This is a genomic window from uncultured Salinibacterium sp. (genome assembly GCF_963974405.1).
GTDB lineage: Bacteria > Actinomycetota > Actinomycetes > Actinomycetales > Microbacteriaceae > Rhodoglobus.
Genome location: NZ_CAXBBH010000002.1, coordinates 93355 through 111348 on the forward strand (window position 1 = coordinate 93355; position 17994 = coordinate 111348).

At 61.4% G+C, this 17994-nt stretch carries 22 protein-coding genes; 6 read left to right on the forward strand and 16 right to left on the reverse strand.

What is annotated here, in order from left to right; all coding sequences use genetic code 11:
- Positions 1 to 8: 8 nt before the first annotated feature.
- The 8 genes from AACZ26_RS08870 to AACZ26_RS08905 all read right to left on the reverse strand — a co-directional run bounded on the left by AACZ26_RS08870 (position 9) and on the right by AACZ26_RS08905 (position 6665).
- Positions 9 to 1034 (reverse strand): NAD-dependent epimerase/dehydratase family protein, encoded by a 1026-nt coding sequence (locus AACZ26_RS08870; protein ID WP_339620823.1) that lies wholly within the window; start codon positions 1032 to 1034, stop codon positions 9 to 11.
- 11 nt (positions 1035 to 1045) lie between these two features.
- Entirely contained in the window at positions 1046 to 2077 is a 1032-nt protein-coding gene (locus AACZ26_RS08875) for an NADPH:quinone reductase (RefSeq protein WP_339620824.1), read from the reverse strand.
- A 124-nt stretch (positions 2078 to 2201) separates the two neighbouring features.
- On the reverse strand, positions 2202 to 3383 hold the full coding sequence (locus AACZ26_RS08880; RefSeq protein WP_339620826.1) for a glycine C-acetyltransferase: 1182 nt from the start codon (positions 3381 to 3383) through the stop codon (positions 2202 to 2204).
- A 53-nt stretch (positions 3384 to 3436) separates the two neighbouring features.
- A complete protein-coding gene (gene tdh / locus AACZ26_RS08885; protein ID WP_339620827.1) occupies positions 3437 to 4462 on the reverse strand; it encodes an L-threonine 3-dehydrogenase in 1026 nt (341 codons plus the stop codon).
- Between the two features lie 81 nt (positions 4463 to 4543).
- Positions 4544 to 5458, reverse strand: coding sequence for a cation diffusion facilitator family transporter (locus AACZ26_RS08890; protein ID WP_339620828.1), 915 nt, complete (start codon positions 5456 to 5458; stop codon positions 4544 to 4546).
- Positions 5458 to 5853: a metalloregulator ArsR/SmtB family transcription factor gene (locus tag AACZ26_RS08895; RefSeq protein ID WP_339620829.1), complete on the reverse strand. Its 396-nt coding sequence runs from the start codon at positions 5851 to 5853 to the stop codon at positions 5458 to 5460. The genes AACZ26_RS08890 and AACZ26_RS08895 overlap by 1 nt, the downstream gene beginning before the upstream one ends.
- 81 nt (positions 5854 to 5934) lie before the next feature.
- Positions 5935 to 6201: a hypothetical protein gene (locus AACZ26_RS08900; RefSeq protein ID WP_339620830.1), complete on the reverse strand. Its 267-nt coding sequence runs from the start codon at positions 6199 to 6201 to the stop codon at positions 5935 to 5937.
- A 158-nt stretch (positions 6202 to 6359) separates the two neighbouring features.
- On the reverse strand, positions 6360 to 6665 hold the full coding sequence (locus AACZ26_RS08905; protein WP_339620831.1) for a PLDc N-terminal domain-containing protein: 306 nt from the start codon (positions 6663 to 6665) through the stop codon (positions 6360 to 6362).
- A 289-nt stretch (positions 6666 to 6954) separates the two neighbouring features.
- Between AACZ26_RS08905 and AACZ26_RS08910 the strand changes: the two genes are divergently transcribed.
- Positions 6955 to 8004, forward strand: a complete 1050-nt coding sequence (locus AACZ26_RS08910; RefSeq protein WP_339620833.1) for a low specificity L-threonine aldolase — start codon at positions 6955 to 6957, stop codon at positions 8002 to 8004.
- Here AACZ26_RS08910 and AACZ26_RS08915 read toward each other — a convergent pair.
- Together AACZ26_RS08915 and AACZ26_RS08920 are read right to left on the reverse strand one after the other, a co-directional pair.
- Complete coding sequence (locus AACZ26_RS08915; protein ID WP_339620835.1) at positions 8001 to 9524, reverse strand: MDR family MFS transporter; 1524 nt, start codon at positions 9522 to 9524, stop codon at positions 8001 to 8003. The two genes, AACZ26_RS08910 and AACZ26_RS08915, sit on opposite strands and share 4 nt — an antisense overlap.
- A 75-nt stretch (positions 9525 to 9599) precedes the next feature.
- Positions 9600 to 10130 carry a MarR family transcriptional regulator gene (locus tag AACZ26_RS08920; RefSeq protein ID WP_339620836.1) on the reverse strand — a complete coding sequence of 177 codons (531 nt, stop codon included), beginning with the start codon at positions 10128 to 10130 and terminating at the stop codon, positions 9600 to 9602.
- Between the two features lie 128 nt (positions 10131 to 10258).
- Between AACZ26_RS08920 and AACZ26_RS08925 the strand changes: the two genes are divergently transcribed.
- Genes AACZ26_RS08925 through AACZ26_RS08935 form a run of 3 tightly spaced genes read left to right on the forward strand, consistent with a single transcriptional unit; the run spans position 10259 to position 11840 of the window.
- Positions 10259 to 10942, forward strand: coding sequence for a DNA alkylation repair protein (locus AACZ26_RS08925; RefSeq protein ID WP_339620837.1), 684 nt, complete (start codon positions 10259 to 10261; stop codon positions 10940 to 10942).
- Complete coding sequence (locus AACZ26_RS08930) at positions 10939 to 11364, forward strand: DUF1801 domain-containing protein (RefSeq protein WP_339620838.1); 426 nt, start codon at positions 10939 to 10941, stop codon at positions 11362 to 11364. The genes AACZ26_RS08925 and AACZ26_RS08930 overlap by 4 nt, the downstream gene beginning before the upstream one ends.
- Before the next feature lie 8 nt (positions 11365 to 11372).
- Positions 11373 to 11840, forward strand: a complete 468-nt coding sequence (locus AACZ26_RS08935; RefSeq protein WP_339620839.1) for a GNAT family N-acetyltransferase — start codon at positions 11373 to 11375, stop codon at positions 11838 to 11840.
- Here AACZ26_RS08935 and AACZ26_RS08940 read toward each other — a convergent pair.
- Positions 11837 to 12112 (reverse strand): DUF1905 domain-containing protein, encoded by a 276-nt coding sequence (locus tag AACZ26_RS08940; RefSeq protein WP_339620840.1) that lies wholly within the window; start codon positions 12110 to 12112, stop codon positions 11837 to 11839. The genes AACZ26_RS08935 and AACZ26_RS08940 overlap by 4 nt on opposite strands.
- A 44-nt stretch (positions 12113 to 12156) precedes the next feature.
- A complete protein-coding gene (locus tag AACZ26_RS08945) occupies positions 12157 to 12627 on the reverse strand; it encodes an Lrp/AsnC family transcriptional regulator (protein WP_339620841.1) in 471 nt (156 codons plus the stop codon).
- A gap of 148 nt (positions 12628 to 12775) precedes the next feature.
- On the opposite strand from AACZ26_RS08945, the gene ald reads away from it, so the two are divergent.
- Positions 12776 to 13864, forward strand: coding sequence for an alanine dehydrogenase (ald, locus tag AACZ26_RS08950; RefSeq protein ID WP_339621617.1), 1089 nt, complete (start codon positions 12776 to 12778; stop codon positions 13862 to 13864).
- 10 nt (positions 13865 to 13874) lie between these two features.
- Here the strand turns inward: ald and AACZ26_RS08955 are convergent, their stop codons facing one another.
- The 4 genes from AACZ26_RS08955 to AACZ26_RS08970 all read right to left on the reverse strand — a co-directional run bounded on the left by AACZ26_RS08955 (position 13875) and on the right by AACZ26_RS08970 (position 16587).
- Complete coding sequence (locus AACZ26_RS08955) at positions 13875 to 14288, reverse strand: DUF1801 domain-containing protein (protein ID WP_339620843.1); 414 nt, start codon at positions 14286 to 14288, stop codon at positions 13875 to 13877.
- Between the two features lie 66 nt (positions 14289 to 14354).
- Positions 14355 to 14792, reverse strand: coding sequence for a hypothetical protein (locus AACZ26_RS08960; RefSeq protein WP_339620844.1), 438 nt, complete (start codon positions 14790 to 14792; stop codon positions 14355 to 14357).
- Between the two features lie 101 nt (positions 14793 to 14893).
- Positions 14894 to 16228 (reverse strand): hypothetical protein, encoded by a 1335-nt coding sequence (locus AACZ26_RS08965; protein ID WP_339620847.1) that lies wholly within the window; start codon positions 16226 to 16228, stop codon positions 14894 to 14896.
- Positions 16225 to 16587 carry a PadR family transcriptional regulator gene (locus AACZ26_RS08970; protein WP_339620850.1) on the reverse strand — a complete coding sequence of 121 codons (363 nt, stop codon included), beginning with the start codon at positions 16585 to 16587 and terminating at the stop codon, positions 16225 to 16227. The genes AACZ26_RS08965 and AACZ26_RS08970 overlap by 4 nt, the downstream gene beginning before the upstream one ends.
- 138 nt (positions 16588 to 16725) lie before the next feature.
- Between AACZ26_RS08970 and AACZ26_RS08975 the strand changes: the two genes are divergently transcribed.
- Entirely contained in the window at positions 16726 to 17745 is a 1020-nt protein-coding gene (locus tag AACZ26_RS08975; RefSeq protein WP_339620851.1) for a DUF1731 domain-containing protein, read from the forward strand.
- Positions 17746 to 17994 lie beyond the last annotated feature (249 nt).

The following is a 17994-nucleotide window of genomic DNA, read 5'->3' on the forward strand; positions in this document are numbered from 1 at the left end:
AGCGGAATTCACGCGTCAGAGGCCAGCGCGGTCGCTTCGTCGTCAGTGCTGAGACCCGCCTTGCGAGGTCGACCCCTGCCGCGCGATAGTTCGTCGTCGAGAGTGCGAGCAGTTGTTTCGTGAAGTGGTCGCAGCTCGCCGCCCGCCGCGCGATAACGCTGGTTGCTCCGTTGCATGAAGCCAGCGTCGCTCAGCGGAATCCACAGGGGGAGCGATCGGGGTCCTGCCCAATAGTTGATGTCGCGATCGGTGAGCCAGGCGTCGTCGCGTTCGTTGAGATCTCCCGTGAATCCGGCAATCGCAGCGGTCAGCTTCAGAAAGTTCTCGAAGGTGACGGTGTCGCCCACGGCATTGATCGTTCCTGTCGTGCCTTCGAGCCCGGCGTGCACGATCCACTCAGCGAGATCGTCGACGTCAATCACTTGAACGTAGCGACCAGTGACGCTCGGTGTGAGAACGGTACCGCCGCGGTGGAGTCGTGCCGGCCAGTAGCCAAAACGGTCGGTGGGGTCGCCGGGGCCCACGATAAGTCCGGGCCGTGCGATGAGCAGGCGCTCGCCGCGGTGTCGAGCACTGGCTAGTTCTGCGGCGACCTTCGCGTGCGCGTAGTCGTCCAGATCGACGGGGTCGACCACTCGTGCGTGCTCATCGGCATCCGGTTCATCGTTGCGTTCGTAGACGGAGACGGTAGAGACGAAGGTCCAGTGTGCGGCGTGGGCGGCAAGCGACTGCAGCGCCGACTCGACCTGCGCGGGATCCCTCGACAAATCGATCACGGCATCCCAGTCGCCGGCCACCTCGTCGTAGGCTCCGGGTTGGGTGCGATCGGCGCGGATGAGATGGGCGCCCTCGGGTGCCGAGCCAGTTTCTCCGCGCGCGAGACACGTCACCTCGTCCCCGCGCCGCAGTGCAGTCTGCGCTATCGCTCGGCCCAGCCATCCGGTCCCGCCAAGAATGAGTACTCGTCGCATGAGTCCATGCAACAGCACGCGGCGCTCAACCGCCGACGTGTTCGCTCGCGGCGCAGGCCTCACGCTAACGAGCCTTACGCGGCCGTGACGTCGATGAGCACTTTGCCGACTGCTCCGCTCTCAACAAGAGCATGAGCATCCGCAGTGTGGGCAAGATCGAAACGGTGCAGTGGCAGTCCGGTCTCGTCGCCGATGCCGAGGGCACCATCCTCGAGAGCGACGTTGATGGCTGCGCCCGCTGCACGAATCGCATCGATACCGACGGTGTAGAGGAGCACGAACTGGTACCGCACGTTGAGTGCGAAGTGGCGGCGCACATCAAGAGTCACCTGGTCTCCGCCGTTGTTCGCGTAGACCGAGATTGAGCCGCGATTGCGGATGACGGCGAGATCGAGGTCTGCGTTCTGGGCAGGGGAGACTTCAACAATCTGGTCGACGCCATCTGGAGCAATGGCGCGGATCTGGTCGACGATGTCGGCGTCGGTGTAATTGAACACGTGGTGGGCACCAGCGGCGGTCGCGAGCGCCGCTTTCTGCGGGCCGCTCACGGTCGTGATGACTGTCGCGCCAGCCCACCGAGCAAGCTGGATGGTGGCATGGCCGACTGCACCGGCTCCACCGGCGACGAGCACAATCCTGCCGGTGAGCGCGGTCGGATGCAGCTGGTCTGGTCCGCCTTCGGCCACCGTCAGCGCGCGGTACGCGGTGATCGCAGGAACACCCATGCTGGCCCCCTGATCGAAGCTCGCGCTCGCGGGCAAAGCGAAGACGCGCTCGGCGGGCAGCACTGGCTGTTCTTGACTCGAGCCACTGTTCGGGCGCTGGTAGGCGGCGAGAGCAAGCCACACGCGGTCGCCGACGCTGACATGCTGCACGTCATCGCCGACTGCTTCAACAATGCCGGCACCATCCTGGCCGGGAACAACCTCATCAAAGGGCAACGCCTGACCGGATGCCGCACCGCGCCGTGACTTCCAATCGGTCGGGTTTACCCCGCTCACCACGATGCGCACGCGCACTTCGTCTGGCCCCGGTTCGAGCACCGGCCGATCAACGAGCTGCAATACGGAAGGATCACCGGTCTCGCTGTACACAATTGCTTTCATAGTGAGGTCAACAGGGTGCGGCTGTCGGAAAATTCCCGGCTCGCGACGCGCAGCATCCGACGTTCGCTCCTCGCTACTGCCCGGGGATTGCACTCCCCGGGGATTGCACTCCTCGGGGATCGCACTACGCGGCGATCGACTCCCGCGCCGCCACGAACGCTTCAACGCAGCGTGTGATGTCCTCGCTCGAGTGCCCAGCCGACAGCTGCACGCGAATTCGAGCTTTGCCCAGCGGCACGACGGGGTACGAGAAAGCGATCACGTAGACGCCGTGCTCGAGCAGAGCATCCGCCATGGCTACCGCTTCGTGTTCATCAGTGAACATGACCGGAATGATCGGATGCTCGCCCGGAAGCAACGTGAACCCAGCCTCAGCCATCCCGGCGCGGAATTGTTCGGCGTTCGCCTTGAGCTTGTCGCGGCTTTCGGCACCTTCGGCCACGAGGTTGAGGGCCTCGATCGAACCCGCAACCACGGATGGCGCGACGGCGTTCGAGAACAGGTACGGGCGGGCACGTTGACGCAGCAGCTCAACTATCTCGGAGTGGGCGCTGATGTAACCACCGGATGCCCCACCCAAGGCTTTGCCGAGCGTGCCCGAGATGATGTCGACGCGGTCGGAGACGCCACAGTGCTCGGGGGTTCCCGCACCGGTCTCGCCGACGAAGCCGACAGCGTGCGAATCATCGACCATAACCATCGCGTCGTACTGCTCGGCAAGGTCGCAGATCGCTTCGAGTGGGGCGAGGTAGCCGTCCATCGAGAACACGCCGTCGGTGACGATGAGGCGACGGCGGGCATCCTTCGCGGCAATCAACTGCGCCTCAAGGTCGGCCATGTCGCGGTTCTTGTAGCGGTAGCGGGCGGCCTTGGAGAGTCGAACGCCGTCGATGATCGAGGCGTGGTTGAGTTCGTCAGAAATTACGGCATCCTCGGCTCCAAGCAGCACCTCAAAGATGCCGCCATTGGCATCGAAGCAAGAGGGGAACAGGATGGTCGCCTCCATGCTCAGCAGGGTCGACAGCCGGTTCTCGAGCTCAACGTGTTGGGTTTGCGTGCCGCAAATGAACCGCACACTTGCCATGCCGAAGCCCCAATCGTCGAGGGCGTTCTTGGCGGCGGCAACCAAGCGCGGGTGGTTGGCCAACCCAAGGTAGTTGTTGGCGCAGAAGTTGAGCACGGGCTTGCCGGCCGACTCCACGTGCGCTGACTGGGCGGTGTCGAGCTGGCGCTCGGTCTTGTAGAGACCGGCCGAGCGGATCTCGCTCAGGGTGTCATTGAGTTGTTCGCGAACTGTTCCGTACATGGTGTTCTCCTCTAAAGCTGGGGCCGCGCGAACGCGGGTGATGGGGTGGTCGCTTAAGACCAGTCGATGATGACCTTGCCGCTAGTGCCGCGGCGGGCGGTCGCGAAAGCTTCTTCCCACTGTTCGGCAGGGAAACGATCGGTGACGACGGCCGAGACATCCAAGCCGGTATGCACCATCGCGTTCATGGCGTACCAAGTCTCGAACATTTCGCGGCCGTAGATGCCCTTGATTGTGATCATGTGGGTGACGACGGTGGCCCAGTCGATGCCAATAGGTTCGGCGGGCAACCCGAGCATCGCGATGCGGCCGCCCTGATTCATGTTGCTGATCATCTCGGGAAGCGCTGTGGGATGGCCGCTCATTTCGAGACCGATGTCGAAGCCTTCCACCATGCCCAGTTCGGCTTGAGCGTCGGCGATGCGCGTTGTCGCGACGTTGATCGCGAGGCTCACCCCCATGTCGCGGGCGAGCTGAAGTCGCTCTTCATTAACGTCAGTCATGACAATGTGGCGAGCGCCGATGTGGCGAGCAACCTTCGCGGCCATGAGGCCGATCGGACCAGCGCCCGTGATGAGCACGTCTTCGCCCACCATCGGGAACGAGAGTGCCGTGTGCACTGCGTTGCCGAGGGGGTCGAAGATGGCAGCAAGTTCGGGGTCGATGTCGGTCGGATGCGCCCAGACATTCTGTTCCGGAATCACCACGAATTCGGCAAAGGCGCCGTCGCGGTTGACGCCAATGCTTGACGTGAATTTGCAGAGGTGACGGCGGCCGGCGCGGCAGTTGCGGCAGTGGCCGCACACGACGTGGCCTTCGCCCGAGACGAGCGCGCCAACCTCGACCGAGGAAACTCCTTCGCCCAGTTCGACGACGTGGCCGGAGAACTCATGGCCGGGAATGAGGGGAGCGTTGATCGCTGAAGCGGCCCACGCATCCCACGATTCGATATGGAGGTCAGTGCCGCAGATTCCGGTGCGGGCCACTCGAATCTTCACTTCGCCGCGGCCGGGAGTGGGTTCGGGGCGTTCTGCCAGTATCAAGCCGGGTCCGGCTTTGTCTTTAAAGAGGGCTTTCATCGTTGATTGCTCCTAGTTGTGAGGGGCCTCATCTCCGGTGGGCTTGTGGCTTAGCGGTGATGTGATCTCTGCGATTGTGTCCTAGTGGTGGTGCACGTGCTCTTCGTCGATATTACTTTCGGGTTCGATCTGGAATGTTGAGTGTTCGATGCTGAGCTCGAAGTGTTCCGCTACACACTGTTGCAGAGCGGGCAGCATCTCGGCAGCGTGACCGTCGCGGAAACACGAGTCGTCAACGATGACGTGCGCTGTGAGCACGGGGAGGTCGGAGGAGATGCGCGTGATGTGCAGGTCGTGCACTGCGGTCACGTGATCCATTTCCATGATGTGGGCACGAACGGCCTCGGGGTCGATGCCACGGGGGGTCGATTCGAGCAGCACGCCAAGACTGGCCTTCAGCAGAATGATGGTGCGGGGCACGATCAGTAGGGCAATGAGGATGCCGGCGACGGCATCCGCTTGATACCAGCCGAAGAGCGCAATGACGATGGCGCTGAGGATGACTCCCACGGAGCCGAGAGCGTCGTTGACGACCTCGAGGAACGCGGCCCTCATATTAAGGTTCGAGTTGCGCCCGCTCGTGAGCACGATCATTGCGGCGATGTTGGCGAGCAAGCCGATGATTCCGAAGATGACGAGACTGCCTGCCTGAATCTCAGGCGGATCGAACAGCCGGCGCACACCTTCGACGAGGGCGTAGATTCCGACAGCAAAGAGCAGGCTTGACTGTGCCATCGCGCTCAACACTTCAGTGCGCTTGAGGCCCCAAGAGTGCTTGTTGGTGGCGGGGCGTTGCATCAGACCGGCGGCGATGAGTGCCATGAGCAGCCCGGCTGAGTCCGTGAGCATGTGCGCGGTATCGACGAGTAGCGCGAGGCTGCCCGTGACGATCGCGCCCACTGCCTGTGCAATGACGACGCCAACGGTGATGATGAACGCAATCAGCAGCCGAGTGCGGTTGTTGGTGCCGCTGGCGTGGTCGTGCCCGGCCCCCATCAGCTGGCTCCGCTCGCGCTAGCGACTGCGGTGCTGGGGATGCTGCCAGCGGAGTGATGGCTGTGGCGCACCGTGTCATCCACAGCATGCTCGGCTTGGAAGACAGCAACCCGGATGAGTTCAAGGGCGTGGTCGTTGCTAAGGCGGTAATACACGCGTGCACCTTCGTGGCGCGTCGTGACCACTCGGCTCATGCGTAGTTTTGCGAGGTGTTGCGAGACAGTAGCTTGAGGCTTCGAAACCCGTTCGGCGATTTCGCCCACGGCGAGTTCTCCTTCGCGGAGGGCAAGCACAATTCGAAAGCGCGTGGGGTCGGCGAGCAGGGAGAAAATCTCGACGGCGACCGATACGTAGTCGTCGCTCGGGTCTGTCCACTCGGAAATATCTGCGCTCATGCGAATATAATTACATGCGCAGATTCTAATATCAATAGCGCGTGACGCATTCTCAGACTGCGCTGGTCGACGGTGGCGGGACTAAATCGTGCGCTTCTGCGCTGATTGACTGAGTTGAAACTGCCGTTGGTGGCGAGCTTTGGCTTCGTCGAGAGTTGTGCACGTGCCGAGCGGGCGGGCGCGATGGTCGGTAATGAAGAACTCTCCTGCCGCGCTCCGCTCGATCATGCCCGCGAATTCACCAGCAGCATTGCCGACCCAGAGTCCCGCTTGGATGGTCGTCCACGCGACGGTGGGTCGTGCTTGACCTGCTGAACCTTCGGTCGGCCGGGGCGCGGCAATCGTCATAGTTTTCTACTCCTTCGAGTTCACACTATTGAAGACCTCAGACACTGCGGGAATTGTTTCCACGGCGGTGCGGTTATGTTCGTCTTCGATTCAACCCCTCCCGGGGCGATCTGTCGAGGCCTCGTGATGGCATTTTCGATGTTCGTAACAATCACCGCTCAGTCGTGCGTGCCCTGCTCTTCTGCGTGCACGTCATCGAGCATTTTTCGGCGTCCGATCAGGAACCAGCAGATGGGGCCAGCGATCGAGATGGCGAGAGAGATCGCTACCCACGCAGCTAACTCGATGCTGCGCAGCTTGTCGCGATTGCGATAGAGGGAAACGAGAGCGAGAACAGAAACTACTGCGGACGCGAGCCCTACCACCACGAAGAACCCGAGATAAGAGAACCATATGGCCATGAAGATCACGGCGGCCAGTGCCGACTCGGCTCCGCCGTTATTGACTGCTGCAAAAATGCTCATATTCCTAGAGTATCGGCGCACCGCGACGAACAATAGCCCCACTCTGGCGTCGCGTCGTTGCGTGTAACGCAAGAAAGCTGCAGGAACTCGGCGGGGAGCCGCGATACCTATCCGGCACTGTTCACCGGGCGATATCATCGACTAAGAGTGGCTCGGAGCAGTGCTGATCGTTGCCGAACACTCGATCGATTCGCTTTCTGCGGTGGTGATTCGGTCTAGTAGCGGTCGTGGCCTGAGGCCCGCACCGCATCCGATTGGCATTCCCTATTTCTCGTTTCAGAAAGCTGCCATGACCCCCACCGATTCCATCTTGCGCGGCTATCTCAGTGACAACGCTGCCGGCGCTTCACCGCAGATTTTGGCTGCCGTCGTCGCGGCATCCGCGGGGCCAGCTGCCCCGTATGGAAACGATGCGCTCACGGCTCAAATGCGGGCCAAGATGGCCGCAGCATTCGAGTGCGAGCTCGATGTCTTTGCGGTCGGCACGGGATCAGCGGCTAACGGTATCGGGCTTGCTGCTCTAACGCGTCCCTGGGGCAGCATCCTCGCGCACCGCGACAGCCACATTCAGAATGATGAAGCAGGCGCCCCCGAGTTCTTCACTGATGGCTCAAAGATCGTGTTGCTCGGTGGTGAGCACTCCAAGATCGACCCCGACGAACTGCGTGCGGCTGTGAAAGCGGGAGTCGGAGACGTGCACAGCGTTCAGGCCTCCGTGCTCAGCATCACTCAAGTCACCGAGACGGGCAGCGTATACACGATCGACGAGTTGCGCGTCTTGACGGACATTGCGCGAGAGGCTGGCCTGCGCATCCACATGGATGGTGCTCGTTTCGCTAACGCTCTCGTGGCCCTCGATGTGAGCCCGGCCGAGATGACCTGGAAGCTCGGCGTCGACATGCTCTCGTTCGGTGCAACCAAGAACGGCGCACTGACGGCGGATGCGATCGTCTGCTTTGACCCCAGCCTCGCCACCGAGTTGTCGTTCCGCCACAAGCGCGGTGGACAGCTGACCTCCAAGATGCGCTTTCAGACGGCCCAGCTCGACGCCTACCTGACCGACGATTTGTGGTTCGACAACGCTCGCCAAGCCAACGCCATGGCAGCACGCCTACGCGCAGGAATCGCGGATGTCGCAGGGGCGACGGTCATGAGCGAGCCCGGCAGCAACATCCTCTTCGCTAACTTTTCATCCGAACTCACGACAGCACTCTTCGATCGCGGTTTTGGTTTCTACGCCAACCGCTGGGAGCCCGGCGTGGTGCGCATCGTGGTTTCCTTTGCGCACCAGCCCGCCGACATCGATGAGTTCGTAGCGGCAATCAGAGAGCTGGCTTAGCTCTTCTTCGGGTCCTCGGGCGATTCCGCGCTCGCGGTTGGCGCCATGCCGATGGTGCTGCGCAGTTCTGAGCCTCGCGCTACCGCGATGGCGATGGCGATGACGGCGGTGGCGGTAACGAGCGCCGCGATCATGAAGACCGACCCGAAAGCGTCTGCGTAAGCGTGGTGGAAGGCGGTCTGAATGGCATCCGGGAGGCCCGTGATGTCGAGCCGGGTTTCACCAGAGCCGCCAGAGAGAGCGCTCGGGTCGACGCCGATTTCGGCCAGGTCATCTGCAATGTTGCTGCCGACATGGTTGGTCAGCACGGCGCCGAGCACGGTCACGCCGACGGCGCCGCCGAGCGAGCGGAAGAAGGCTACCGCTGCGGAAGCGGAGCCCACATCTTTTACATCGACAGTGTTCTGAACTGCGAGCACCACGTTCTGCACGAGGGCACCGATGCCGACGCCCATAAGCACCATGTAGATCGCGACAGTCCAGTACGCGGTGTCGTGGGTGATGGTGCCGAGACCGGTGAGGCCGGCGAGCAGCAGAATGCTGCCGATAAGCATGACGGGCTTCCAGCGGCCAATGCGGCTGACGATGAGTCCACCGATCGTTGCGGAAAGAAGCTGGGCGATGATCATGGGGATCGTCATGAGGCCGGCTTGGGTGGGCGTGGCGCCCGTGCCGAGTTGGAAGTACTGGGTTAAGAAGACACCCGAGCCGAACATCCCGACACCGATTCCGACGCTGGCCACGATCATCCAGATGGTCGTGGAATTGCCGAGGAGACGCAACGGGATCATCGGGGTGGGAGCGCGCAGCTCAACAACAACGGCGAAGAAGCCAACAATCAAGAAAGCGGCGAGGAAGACGCCCGACTGCCAGGAGATCCAGTCGTAGTCGCTGCCGGCGAAGGTGACCCAGAGCATGGGGAGAGCGGCGGTGATCGAGACCAGTACGGCACCGAGGTAGTCGAGTCGCGTTTTGGCAGGGGCGTGCGTCGGCAGGTGAAGTTTGAGTTGCAACACGATGAGGGCGATCACGGCGAGCGGGAGGCTCACGAAGAAGCACCAGCGCCACCCGAGAGAGTCAGTGATCAGGCCGCCCAAGAGCGGACCGGACACCGTCGCAACGGCCATGACAGCACCCATGTAGCCGGCATAGCGACCACGCTCGCGCGGCGCGATGATCGATCCCATGATCGACTGGACGAGCGCGGTGAGGCCACCCATCGCAACGCCCTGCAGCGCGCGGGCAATCATGAGCACGCCGATCGAGCCGGCTAACCCTGCGGTCAGTGAGCCGATGAGAAACAGCACGATGGCGAGCTGGGTCAGCATCTTCTTGTTGTAGAGGTCAGAGAGCTTTCCCCAGATCGGGGTAGTGATGGTCATCGTCAAGAGGCTGGCGGTGATGACCCAGGTGTACTGGCGTTGGGTTCCATCAAGCTCAGCGATGATCGTCGGCAGAGCTGTCGACACGATCGTCGTCGAGATCATCGCGGTGAAGAGGGCGGCTAACAGGCCAATCATGACCTGGAGGATCTCGCTATGGGTGTAATTGGCGGTCTGGCCGGCCGACTGCACGGGAACGGGGGGAGGTTGCTGTCATGCGTAATTCTCGATTTCTTCTTCAGCTGAGGCCGCGGTGGGCTCGTCAGCGCGATTGTGTGAGTCAGTATCGGTGGGCAGTGAGTGTTCATCGGGCTCAAGCACCACGATCAAACGTTCATTGAGGTCGCTGAGCAAGCCGACGGCATGTTCGGCATCCTCGGCCGACCAGTCGGCAAAAGCGTCAGCGAATTTATGGATGATGCGGCTCTCCGCATCGCTCAGCCTCGCGCGCCCACGCTCGGTGATGGAGATGAGAACTGCCCGGGCATCTGCCGGGTCAGTGCGTCGCTCAACCAAATTTTCGGCCTCGAGCGCTTCCACGGCGCGCGAAGCAACCGGGGCAGAGACGACGAGCTGGTGGGCGAGTTCGCCGAGGCGGGCATCCGTTTCGCGAAGGTGTCGCAAGAAGCCATACTTTGTGCCGGCAAGACTGCGCTCGCGGCTGCGCTGCCCTGCCTTGCGGAAGGTGCGGCTGATCGTCACCATGCCCGCGAGAAGTGCAGCGGCATCGTGGTCGTCGATCATGTCCATCTCCTTAAGTGCTTAGAGAGACTAACGATATTGCTTACCTTAAGCAACTAAGTGCCGAACGTGCTGTATCGCGAAACGGTGATCGCTGGCGCAGTGCGGCATTCGAGGAGTAGCGTCGAAGCGTGAACGACACTGTTGTGGCTGAGGTAATGGCTGAGCTAGCCGCGCTCGAAGATCCGGCAATGCGCGCCGTAAACGAACGCCACGGCGATGACCACGGGGTGAATCTCAGCAAGCTTCGTGCCATCGCGAAACGGCTCAAGACGCAGCATCCGCTCGCCACTGAATTGTGGGCGACCGACGACACCGCTGCGCAATTGCTGGCGTTGCTCATTTGTCGCCCCAAAGACTTCACCAGTGACGAGCTGGATGCCATGATGCGCCAAGCGAGGGCATCAAAAGTTCGCGACTGGCTGATCAACTATGTCGTCAAAAAGAGCCCCCACTCCGAAGACCTACGCCTCTCCTGGTCGGCTGATGATGATGCTTCGGTGAGGAGCGCCGGTTGGGCGCTCACGGCTGAGCGTGTGCGCAAAAACGCCGACGGGCTCGACCTGCCCGGGCTGCTAGACATCGTCGAAGCTCAGATGAAGGATGCCCCGGATCGACTGCAATGGCAGATGAACAATACCCTCGCGCACATCGGAATCGAGCATGCCGAACTGCGCGACCGCGCCCTCGGCATCGGGGAGCGACTTGAAGTGCTGAAGGACTACCCGACACCGCCCGGCTGCACCTCACCGTATGCGCCGCTGTGGATTGCGGAGATGGTTCGCCGCCAGGAGGCCGGTAGCGTCAAAGCATGAGCGAGTCATCGAGTGCGATCATGCCGCCCGAGGTTGCGGCCACTTTCAACGACTGGCCAGAGCCCTTGCGCCGAGAACTCTTCATTCTTCGCGACCTCATTCTGGCTACGGCATCCGAAACGGATGGTGTTGGTGAGATCACTGAAACACTGAAGTGGGGAGAACCCGCTTACCTGACGAGCGAAACGCGCAGCGGAAGCACGATTCGCATCGCTCCGACCAACGCCAAGTCGGCGCACGACTATGCGATGTTCTTTATTTGCAGCACTCATTTGGTCAACGATTTCCGCGCCAGGTTTGGCGACACTTTCGAATACGAGGGCGAACGAGCGGTGCTGTTTAACGTCGGCGACAGTGTGCCGGTTGATGAGCTTCGCGAGTGTGTGCGGTCAGCGCTTACCTATCATCGGCGTGCTGAGTAGGTGCGGCCGTGAGCGAGCCAGCGGGAGAGTGGCTGCCAGCTGGCTGGCAGCATCCATCCATTATTTTTCTGCCAACCGGCCATCACCTTCGGCCTATCCGCGCCACTGATACAGAGCTTGATATGGATGCGGTGATGGGGTCGCAAGAACGACTCTGGTCGATCTATGGCGATGCGTGGGGTTGGCCGCCAGCAACAATGACCGCGGAACAAGATCGCGCAGACCTGCAGCGTCACGCAGATGAAATGGAAGCGCACGAGTCCTTCAACTTTGCGCTTTTCGACGCGGACGAGACTGAACTAATTGGGTGCGTCTATATCGACCCGGGTGAGCTGCCGAAGGCTGACGCTGAAATCTCGTGGTGGGTGCGAGACGAGTACGTGGGCAGCGAACTTGAGGCAGTGCTCGACACGTTTGTGCCGACCTGGATTGAGCGTGACTGGCCGCTCAGTGCGCCGCGTTACAACGAGTTCTAGGCTGTACTCTCACGTTCGATATGCACGTTCACTTCGTCGCCGACGTCTTTCTTGAGCTTCTTCCGTAAGGCGGCACTCACGGAGACAAAATGGTCGCCCTGCCCGGTGGGCATGAGCGCCGAGGTCACCGCTATTCCATCAACGGTCGTCTTCGCTTTGACTGACTTTCCGGTGCCAAAGAAGTCTTTGGATCCAGGAACCTCAGTAACCGACCAGCTGGGCATCCATTCCGGGTTGACGATAGTTCCCGTGAAGGTGAGTTTTTCTGTCATAGATTCAGGCTATTGATGTGGGCGGTGCGCGTCACTAGCGGTGACTAAGAAAAGTCGGTCGCGACCGCGTTGCGGTGGTACTCGAAGATCATGCTCGTATTGGTGGATGCGACGCTGTGTCTCGCCGATAAATGGTCGACAACGAAGAGTCGCACTTGCGAGGAATTCTTGACCGCGATGTGGACCAGAAAGTCGTCGCTGCCACCGACGAAGAATAGCTGGATAACTTCGGGCAACCGGCGAATCTCGTCAGTAAACGCCTGGATGCTCTCTTGGCGGGCGCCCGGGCGCAGGGATACTCCGATGATGGCTTGCAGGCCGCGGCCGAGCTTCTCCTGATTGAGTGCTGCGTGATACCCCGTGATGAGGCCGCGGTCGAAGAGCGACTTGATGCGGGTGTGAGCCGTTGATGCCGCAATGCCTACCGTGTTCGCGATAGCCGCATTGCTCATGCGGGCATCGCGCGACAGAAGAGTGAGAATGTTCGTGTCGATCGAATCAAGGTCATCAGCCATGCGAAGATCCTTCGGTCAAAGCGGTCATAAAAGGCAAGTTTGGCACGGCAATAGACCTTCTTCGCCAATTTGCCGATTAAAATTCTGACTTTTCCACAAAAGACAGAATTTCTGACAGGCTATGCCCACAACTGCGAAAGGTAAGTCGATGCAAATTTCTGTGCCTGCTGAAATCAAAAACAATGAAAATCGTGTCGCGATAACCCCTGCGGGCGTCGACACCTTGGTAGCAAGCGGGCACACCGTGACGTTGCAGGCCGGAGCCGGTGTCGGCAGCGGCTTTTCTGACGATGACTACGCGGCAGCTGGCGCACGCATCGTCGCCGACGCTGAGGAAGTGTGGGCATCCGCCGACCTCGTCGTGAAGGTTAAAGAGCCGATTGCTTCGGAGTACGGCTACTTTCGCAAAGACCTCACCCTCTTCACCTACCTCCACTTGGCGGCGGATCGTGCGCTGACCGAAGCTCTTGTGGCCTCCGGTACGACCGCGATTGCCTACGAAACCGTGCAGGGTGACGACCGTTCACTTCCGCTCCTCGCTCCCATGAGTGAGGTCGCCGGTCGACTCTCGATCGTTGCTGGCGCACACGCTCTGCTCAAGGCTGAGGGTGGCGGCGGGCAACTGTTGGGCGGCGTTGCCGGAACACCAAAAGCGAAGGTTGTCGTGATTGGTGGCGGTGTCGCTGGTGAGCACGCCGCAGCCAATGCTCTCGGTTTGGGCGCTGACGTCACGATCATCGACATTTCCTTGCCGCGATTGCGCGTGCTCGAAGAACGCTTCAACGGTCAGGTGCAGACTCGCGTTTCGACGCGCTACGAAATCGCCGAGCAGCTTCTCGATGCTGATCTCGTTATCGGTTCGGTGCTGATCCCTGGCGCGGCAGCCCCCAAGCTCGTCACCGACGCAATGGTCGCCTCGATGAAGCCCGGTTCTGTGCTTGTCGATATCGCTATCGATCAGGGCGGATGCTTCGAAGGCTCCCACGCGACAACCTACGACAACCCGACCTTCGCCGTACACAACTCGCTCTACTACTGCGTCGCCAACATGCCCGGCGCTGTTCCGCGCACCTCTACGCGCGCGCTCAGCAACGCCACTCTGCCGTTCGTGGTCTCTATTGCGAACATGGGGTGGGACGCAGCTGCTGCAGCATCACCGGCTCTCGCTCGTGGTTTGAACGTGGCCGGTGGCGAAATCGTCAACGAGGGCGTTCGCGCCGCGATGGCGGTTCGCTAGTCGCGAATGGCTAGCCGACTGCTTGGGTCACGAGTGCGCGGACCTGGGCTTCGACAGCATCCGTCCACTCCACTAGGGCATAAGCGGCAGGCCACATCGGGCCGTCGTCGAGCGCAGCCTCATCGCTGAACCCAAGAGTCGCGTAACGCGCCTTGAACTTGACCGCGGCTTGGAAGAAGCACACGACCTTGCCATCTTTGGCGTAGGCGGGCATCCCGTACCACGTCTTCGGAGCGAGGTTGGGAGCAGCAGCGAGCACAGTAGCGTGAACGCGTTCGGCGAGAGTGCGGTCAATGTCAGGCATCTCGGCAATCTTGGAAAGCACATCTTCTAGGTCTTCGGCAGCAGATGCTTCACGCTTTGCTTCTCGAGCGCGCTCCTTCATCGCTGCACGTTCGTCTGCGCTGAAACTCTCTTTTGCCATAATGGGGCCTCCCTGTCTCGAGATTACTCTCCGATCGCACCTCTGTCTCGAGACGGTGGCCAGCTGTTACCTCGTGACGGCGAGTTGAGGGCTCACGCGTATCCATCCGGCCTTGAGTGCTTTGTTGTAGCCAGGCGGGAGGAGATGAGCACCACCGCTGCGACCGCTCATGCTGAATGAAACGATTGCTCCTCTATCGGCAAAGATTGCCAAGGGCACGCAGCTGGCGGAAGCGCCCCAATCGTCACCGTTACCGCTCGGGGACGGTGCAAGAACGGCGACAACGCACCAATTGTCGTCATCACGGCTCGCGTACGCGAGCATTTCGCCGTCATCGCGCAGTAGCGTCAGCTCGGCAGTCGGCAAGTTGAGGCTTTCGTCGAGCCACTCCGGATACTCGGCCGCTCCGCCTGCGACGCCTGGCAGCGCATCTGCCGACGTGACACAGCCTGAGAGCGTGAGGGCGCAACCGATCGCAATGATGGCAACCACTGGTGTGCGCATAGCTCCAGAGTTGCACTCCGGGCATCCGCCCGCAAGGGTCCTTCAGCCTTGTAAGTCCTCCCGGCTAGGCGCCATAATGCCGCACGTCCTCGGCGGGATTGTCAGCTCGCGTGCAACGGTCGCAGTTCGCCGGAGCGTGCCCTCGGCTGGCGCACGAGCACGACGGTTAGAACTATCGCGACGATGGGGGAGACGAACGCCGCAGCCAGCGCAACGATCATCCCGAGCGTGCCGGCGAGTGCGAGGCTGATCGCGACGACGAGGAGTGCTTTGAGCCAAGGGCGATTGGGTAGCACCGGCAAGAACAGGATGCCGAAGGCCAACCCGGTCAGAATGCCCGCGCTGACCATTAAGGCCCACGAAGTGGGGTCGTCGATGTTCATGGCGTAGCTCAGCGCGAGCACGAGGAGCGCTGCGATAAGAACAGCACCCGACCAGGCGCCGATCGTGCCTAGGCGAGCGAACAAGAGGATCGCACTCGCAGCAACAACAAGTGTTGCAGCAAGTGCGCCGAGAAGAATGCCGAGGCGCATGGCCTGCGTGGCATCGGGGCTTCCGGCGGCCCAGTTGCTGCCCGTGAGCGCGAAGGCCACGCAGCAGATGCCGAGCAGTGCCGCGGCCCCCGTGACAACGGCAAGCTGGCGGCGCGAGTTGCGATCCAACGGTTGTCGGGGTTGTGGAGCGACAGTGGATCGTTCGCGAGGTTTACGCAATTGCAGGCCGGCGAGGAGAAGGATAGTCGCGGCCGCGAGGAGTGTTGTCGATTGCACGACTGCTGAGATGCCAATGAAGAGAGAACTGACACCAGCAATTACCACGCTGAGCGTCCAACGCCACGATGATGTCGACAGAGTTCTGAAGACGGTTAGGTAGAGCGGCATGAGGGCGATAGCGCCCAACAGCACTGCTGCCCCAATGAAGAAGATCGTTGCGCCGCCGAACCACGATGTCACTCCTCCGGCATCTGCTTCATCGAATCCGACACTCCATGAGGCGGCGGCGAGACCGCCGAAAACCCAGGCGGGGATGGCAATAGCTCCCGAGAACAGTGCTTGCTCGGCGCTAATGAAGCCCTTACGCAGAATGAGCGCTCCCGCCGCGATGCTCATCAGAAGGTCGCCCAAAAATTGGGCTCCGAAAAAGGCGCCTTGTGCCCAGGGGCCTCTAGCAACTCCGCCGAACCAGAGCACAACAACGGTGCTCAGGCTCAGTGCCAGTGCGGTCGAAGCGACGACGATAATCGCCGGTACCGTTGCTCGTTCCGCGAGCCCGTGTGCGCGCAACGACCACGCTTCTGCGCGAGAGGGGCGCGTGCGACCGCTGGCATCCGCATGCTCTTCTATGGTGTCGAGCATGAGTTGACCGTTGGTTTGCCGCCACGATGGGGGATACCAGCGCAGCAGTCGCTCATACTGCGAGCGGCGAGTTGCGCTCACGCTGTGACCGCCGACACTGATCCAGGAAGAATCGCTGCGCCGCGCGTGCGCGCAGGTTGGCTGGCCATGCTCGCTTGTGCCACCGCGGCGCGGTGAGCCAGGCGTTCTGCTTCTGTCTCGAGCTGTGCTCGCCCCTCATCGGTGATGTCGTAGTATCGCCGAGCTCGGCCATCGACCACTTCTTCACTCGTGATGCGGATGCGGGACTCACGTTCGAGGCGTTCAAGTGAGGCATACAGCGTGGTGACGCGCAGTACCATCACGCCATTGCTGAGCTCTTTCACATCGCTAAGGATGGCGTAGCCGTGACGAGTGCCCGCCGAGAGGGCAGTTAAGATCCAGAAAGCGGTTTCGGTCATATCGGGAGTATACCTACAGTGGGAATATGAAGCGCAAGTGGCACCCGAGAGCCTGCCAACGATTCTCATCTGCTGCGCTTGCCCCGCGGGCCCAGTCGATAGACTTGCGTGAGAAAACTTCACTCTGATGGGGGCGTCATGGCAGTGGTACGCGAGGAAGCGAAACCAGAGGCGGTCACACCGGCGGCAGCACAACCGATCGCGGTAATCGCCGGGGCGAGCGGCTTTGTCGGGCCAGCGATAGCGCAAGCCTTTCGTGACGACGGCTACGACGTTCGGTTCATCGGTCGTCACGCCGACATCACCTGGAGTGACCCTGAAGCCATCGCCCACGTCATTGACGGCTCAGCGATTGTCGTCAACCTGGCAGGCAAATCCGTGAACTGTCGCTACAACGACGCCAACCGAAACGAGATTCTGCGCTCGCGGGTCGAGACGACTCGGGCTCTGCGAGTTGCGATTGCCGCGGCATCCGCCCCGCCCGCCCTCTGGATGAATGCCTCGACCGCAACGATCTACCGGCACTCAACTGACCGCCCCAATAGCGATGACAACGGAGAGCTCGGCAAGGGCTTCTCGGTGGATGTTGCCCGCAACTGGGAGCGCGAATTCTTCGAAGGCGATCTGCCGCACACTCGCCGCGTCGCACTCCGCATGGCGATTGTGCTCGGTGATGGCCCGGCAACGAAACTGTTGTTCCGGTTGGCACGCGTCGGCCTCGGCGGGCCGCAGATCGACGGCTGGTGGTTCCCCCACAGCAGGTACCGCGGCATTGGACCAACTCCAACGGGCACTGGTCGAGCCGAAGGCCACAAGACGGGCGCGCGCCAAAAGTTCAGTTGGGTGCACCTCGACGACGTGGTCAGCGCGATTCGATTCCTGCGCGACACCGAGGCAATCTCGGGCCCCGTCAACGTCGCAAGCCCCAACCCCTCCGACAACCGCACTCTCATGCGCACACTGCGCCGGGCGGTCGGCGCACCAATCGGGCTGCCAGCCTGGCGATGGATGCTCGAGCCCGCCATGTGGGTGCTCAGAACCGAACCCGAACTCATCCTCAAAAGCCGCTGGGTCGTTCCCAGCACCCTCACCGAGGCGGGCTTCACATTCGAGCACCCTGATCTCGCGGATGCCATCGAAGACATCACGGCAAGCTAGAAACTCCCCAAAATAGGGAGGAGTCTACTGACTCGTCTAGCCCTACCAGTGGGGGGCAAAGTTTTTCGCGCAGGCCAACCGTGACGCCGCGAAGTCTTCTAGTGTGGATTTCAGGCTTCGTGAGTTCTGCTCCAGGAGTTCTGCTCCAGCGTGGCCTGTAATACCCGAAAATTCCTAAACCCGATTTCGCTAGCCCTGCATCGCCGAGACCCGACGGTAGCCAATTCGTTGCGCCTACCTCTCTGTCAT

Bases quoted from the DNA above. Each gene is read 5' to 3' on its own strand.
- AACZ26_RS08895 (WP_339620829.1), bottom strand. From the start codon at position 5,853: ATGAGCGCAGATATTTCCGAGTGGACAGACCCGAGCGACGACTACGTA.
- tdh (WP_339620827.1), bottom strand. From the start codon at position 4,462: ATGAAAGCCCTCTTTAAAGACAAAGCCGGACCCGGCTTGATACTGGCA.
- AACZ26_RS08900 (WP_339620830.1), bottom strand. From the start codon at position 6,201: ATGACGATTGCCGCGCCCCGGCCGACCGAAGGTTCAGCAGGTCAAGCA.
- AACZ26_RS08945 (WP_339620841.1), bottom strand. From the start codon at position 12,627: ATGGCTGATGACCTTGATTCGATCGACACGAACATTCTCACTCTTCTG.
- AACZ26_RS08940 (WP_339620840.1), bottom strand. From the start codon at position 12,112: ATGACAGAAAAACTCACCTTCACGGGAACTATCGTCAACCCGGAATGG.
- AACZ26_RS08875 (WP_339620824.1), bottom strand. From the start codon at position 2,077: ATGAAAGCAATTGTGTACAGCGAGACCGGTGATCCTTCCGTATTGCAG.
- AACZ26_RS08960 (WP_339620844.1), bottom strand. From the start codon at position 14,792: ATGCGCACACCAGTGGTTGCCATCATTGCGATCGGTTGCGCCCTCACG.
- AACZ26_RS08920 (WP_339620836.1), bottom strand. From the start codon at position 10,130: ATGATCGACGACCACGATGCCGCTGCACTTCTCGCGGGCATGGTGACG.
- AACZ26_RS08890 (WP_339620828.1), bottom strand. From the start codon at position 5,458: ATGGGGGCCGGGCACGACCACGCCAGCGGCACCAACAACCGCACTCGG.
- AACZ26_RS08975 (WP_339620851.1), top strand. From the start codon at position 16,726: ATGGCAGTGGTACGCGAGGAAGCGAAACCAGAGGCGGTCACACCGGCG.
- AACZ26_RS08915 (WP_339620835.1), bottom strand. From the start codon at position 9,524: ATGATTGGCCTGTTAGCCGCCCTCTTCACCGCGATGATCTCGACGACG.
- AACZ26_RS08955 (WP_339620843.1), bottom strand. From the start codon at position 14,288: ATGGCAAAAGAGAGTTTCAGCGCAGACGAACGTGCAGCGATGAAGGAG.
- AACZ26_RS08930 (WP_339620838.1), top strand. From the start codon at position 10,939: ATGAGCGAGTCATCGAGTGCGATCATGCCGCCCGAGGTTGCGGCCACT.
- AACZ26_RS08905 (WP_339620831.1), bottom strand. From the start codon at position 6,665: ATGAGCATTTTTGCAGCAGTCAATAACGGCGGAGCCGAGTCGGCACTG.
- AACZ26_RS08970 (WP_339620850.1), bottom strand. From the start codon at position 16,587: ATGACCGAAACCGCTTTCTGGATCTTAACTGCCCTCTCGGCGGGCACT.
- AACZ26_RS08880 (WP_339620826.1), bottom strand. From the start codon at position 3,383: ATGTACGGAACAGTTCGCGAACAACTCAATGACACCCTGAGCGAGATC.
- AACZ26_RS08910 (WP_339620833.1), top strand. From the start codon at position 6,955: ATGACCCCCACCGATTCCATCTTGCGCGGCTATCTCAGTGACAACGCT.
- ald (WP_339621617.1), top strand. From the start codon at position 12,776: ATGCAAATTTCTGTGCCTGCTGAAATCAAAAACAATGAAAATCGTGTC.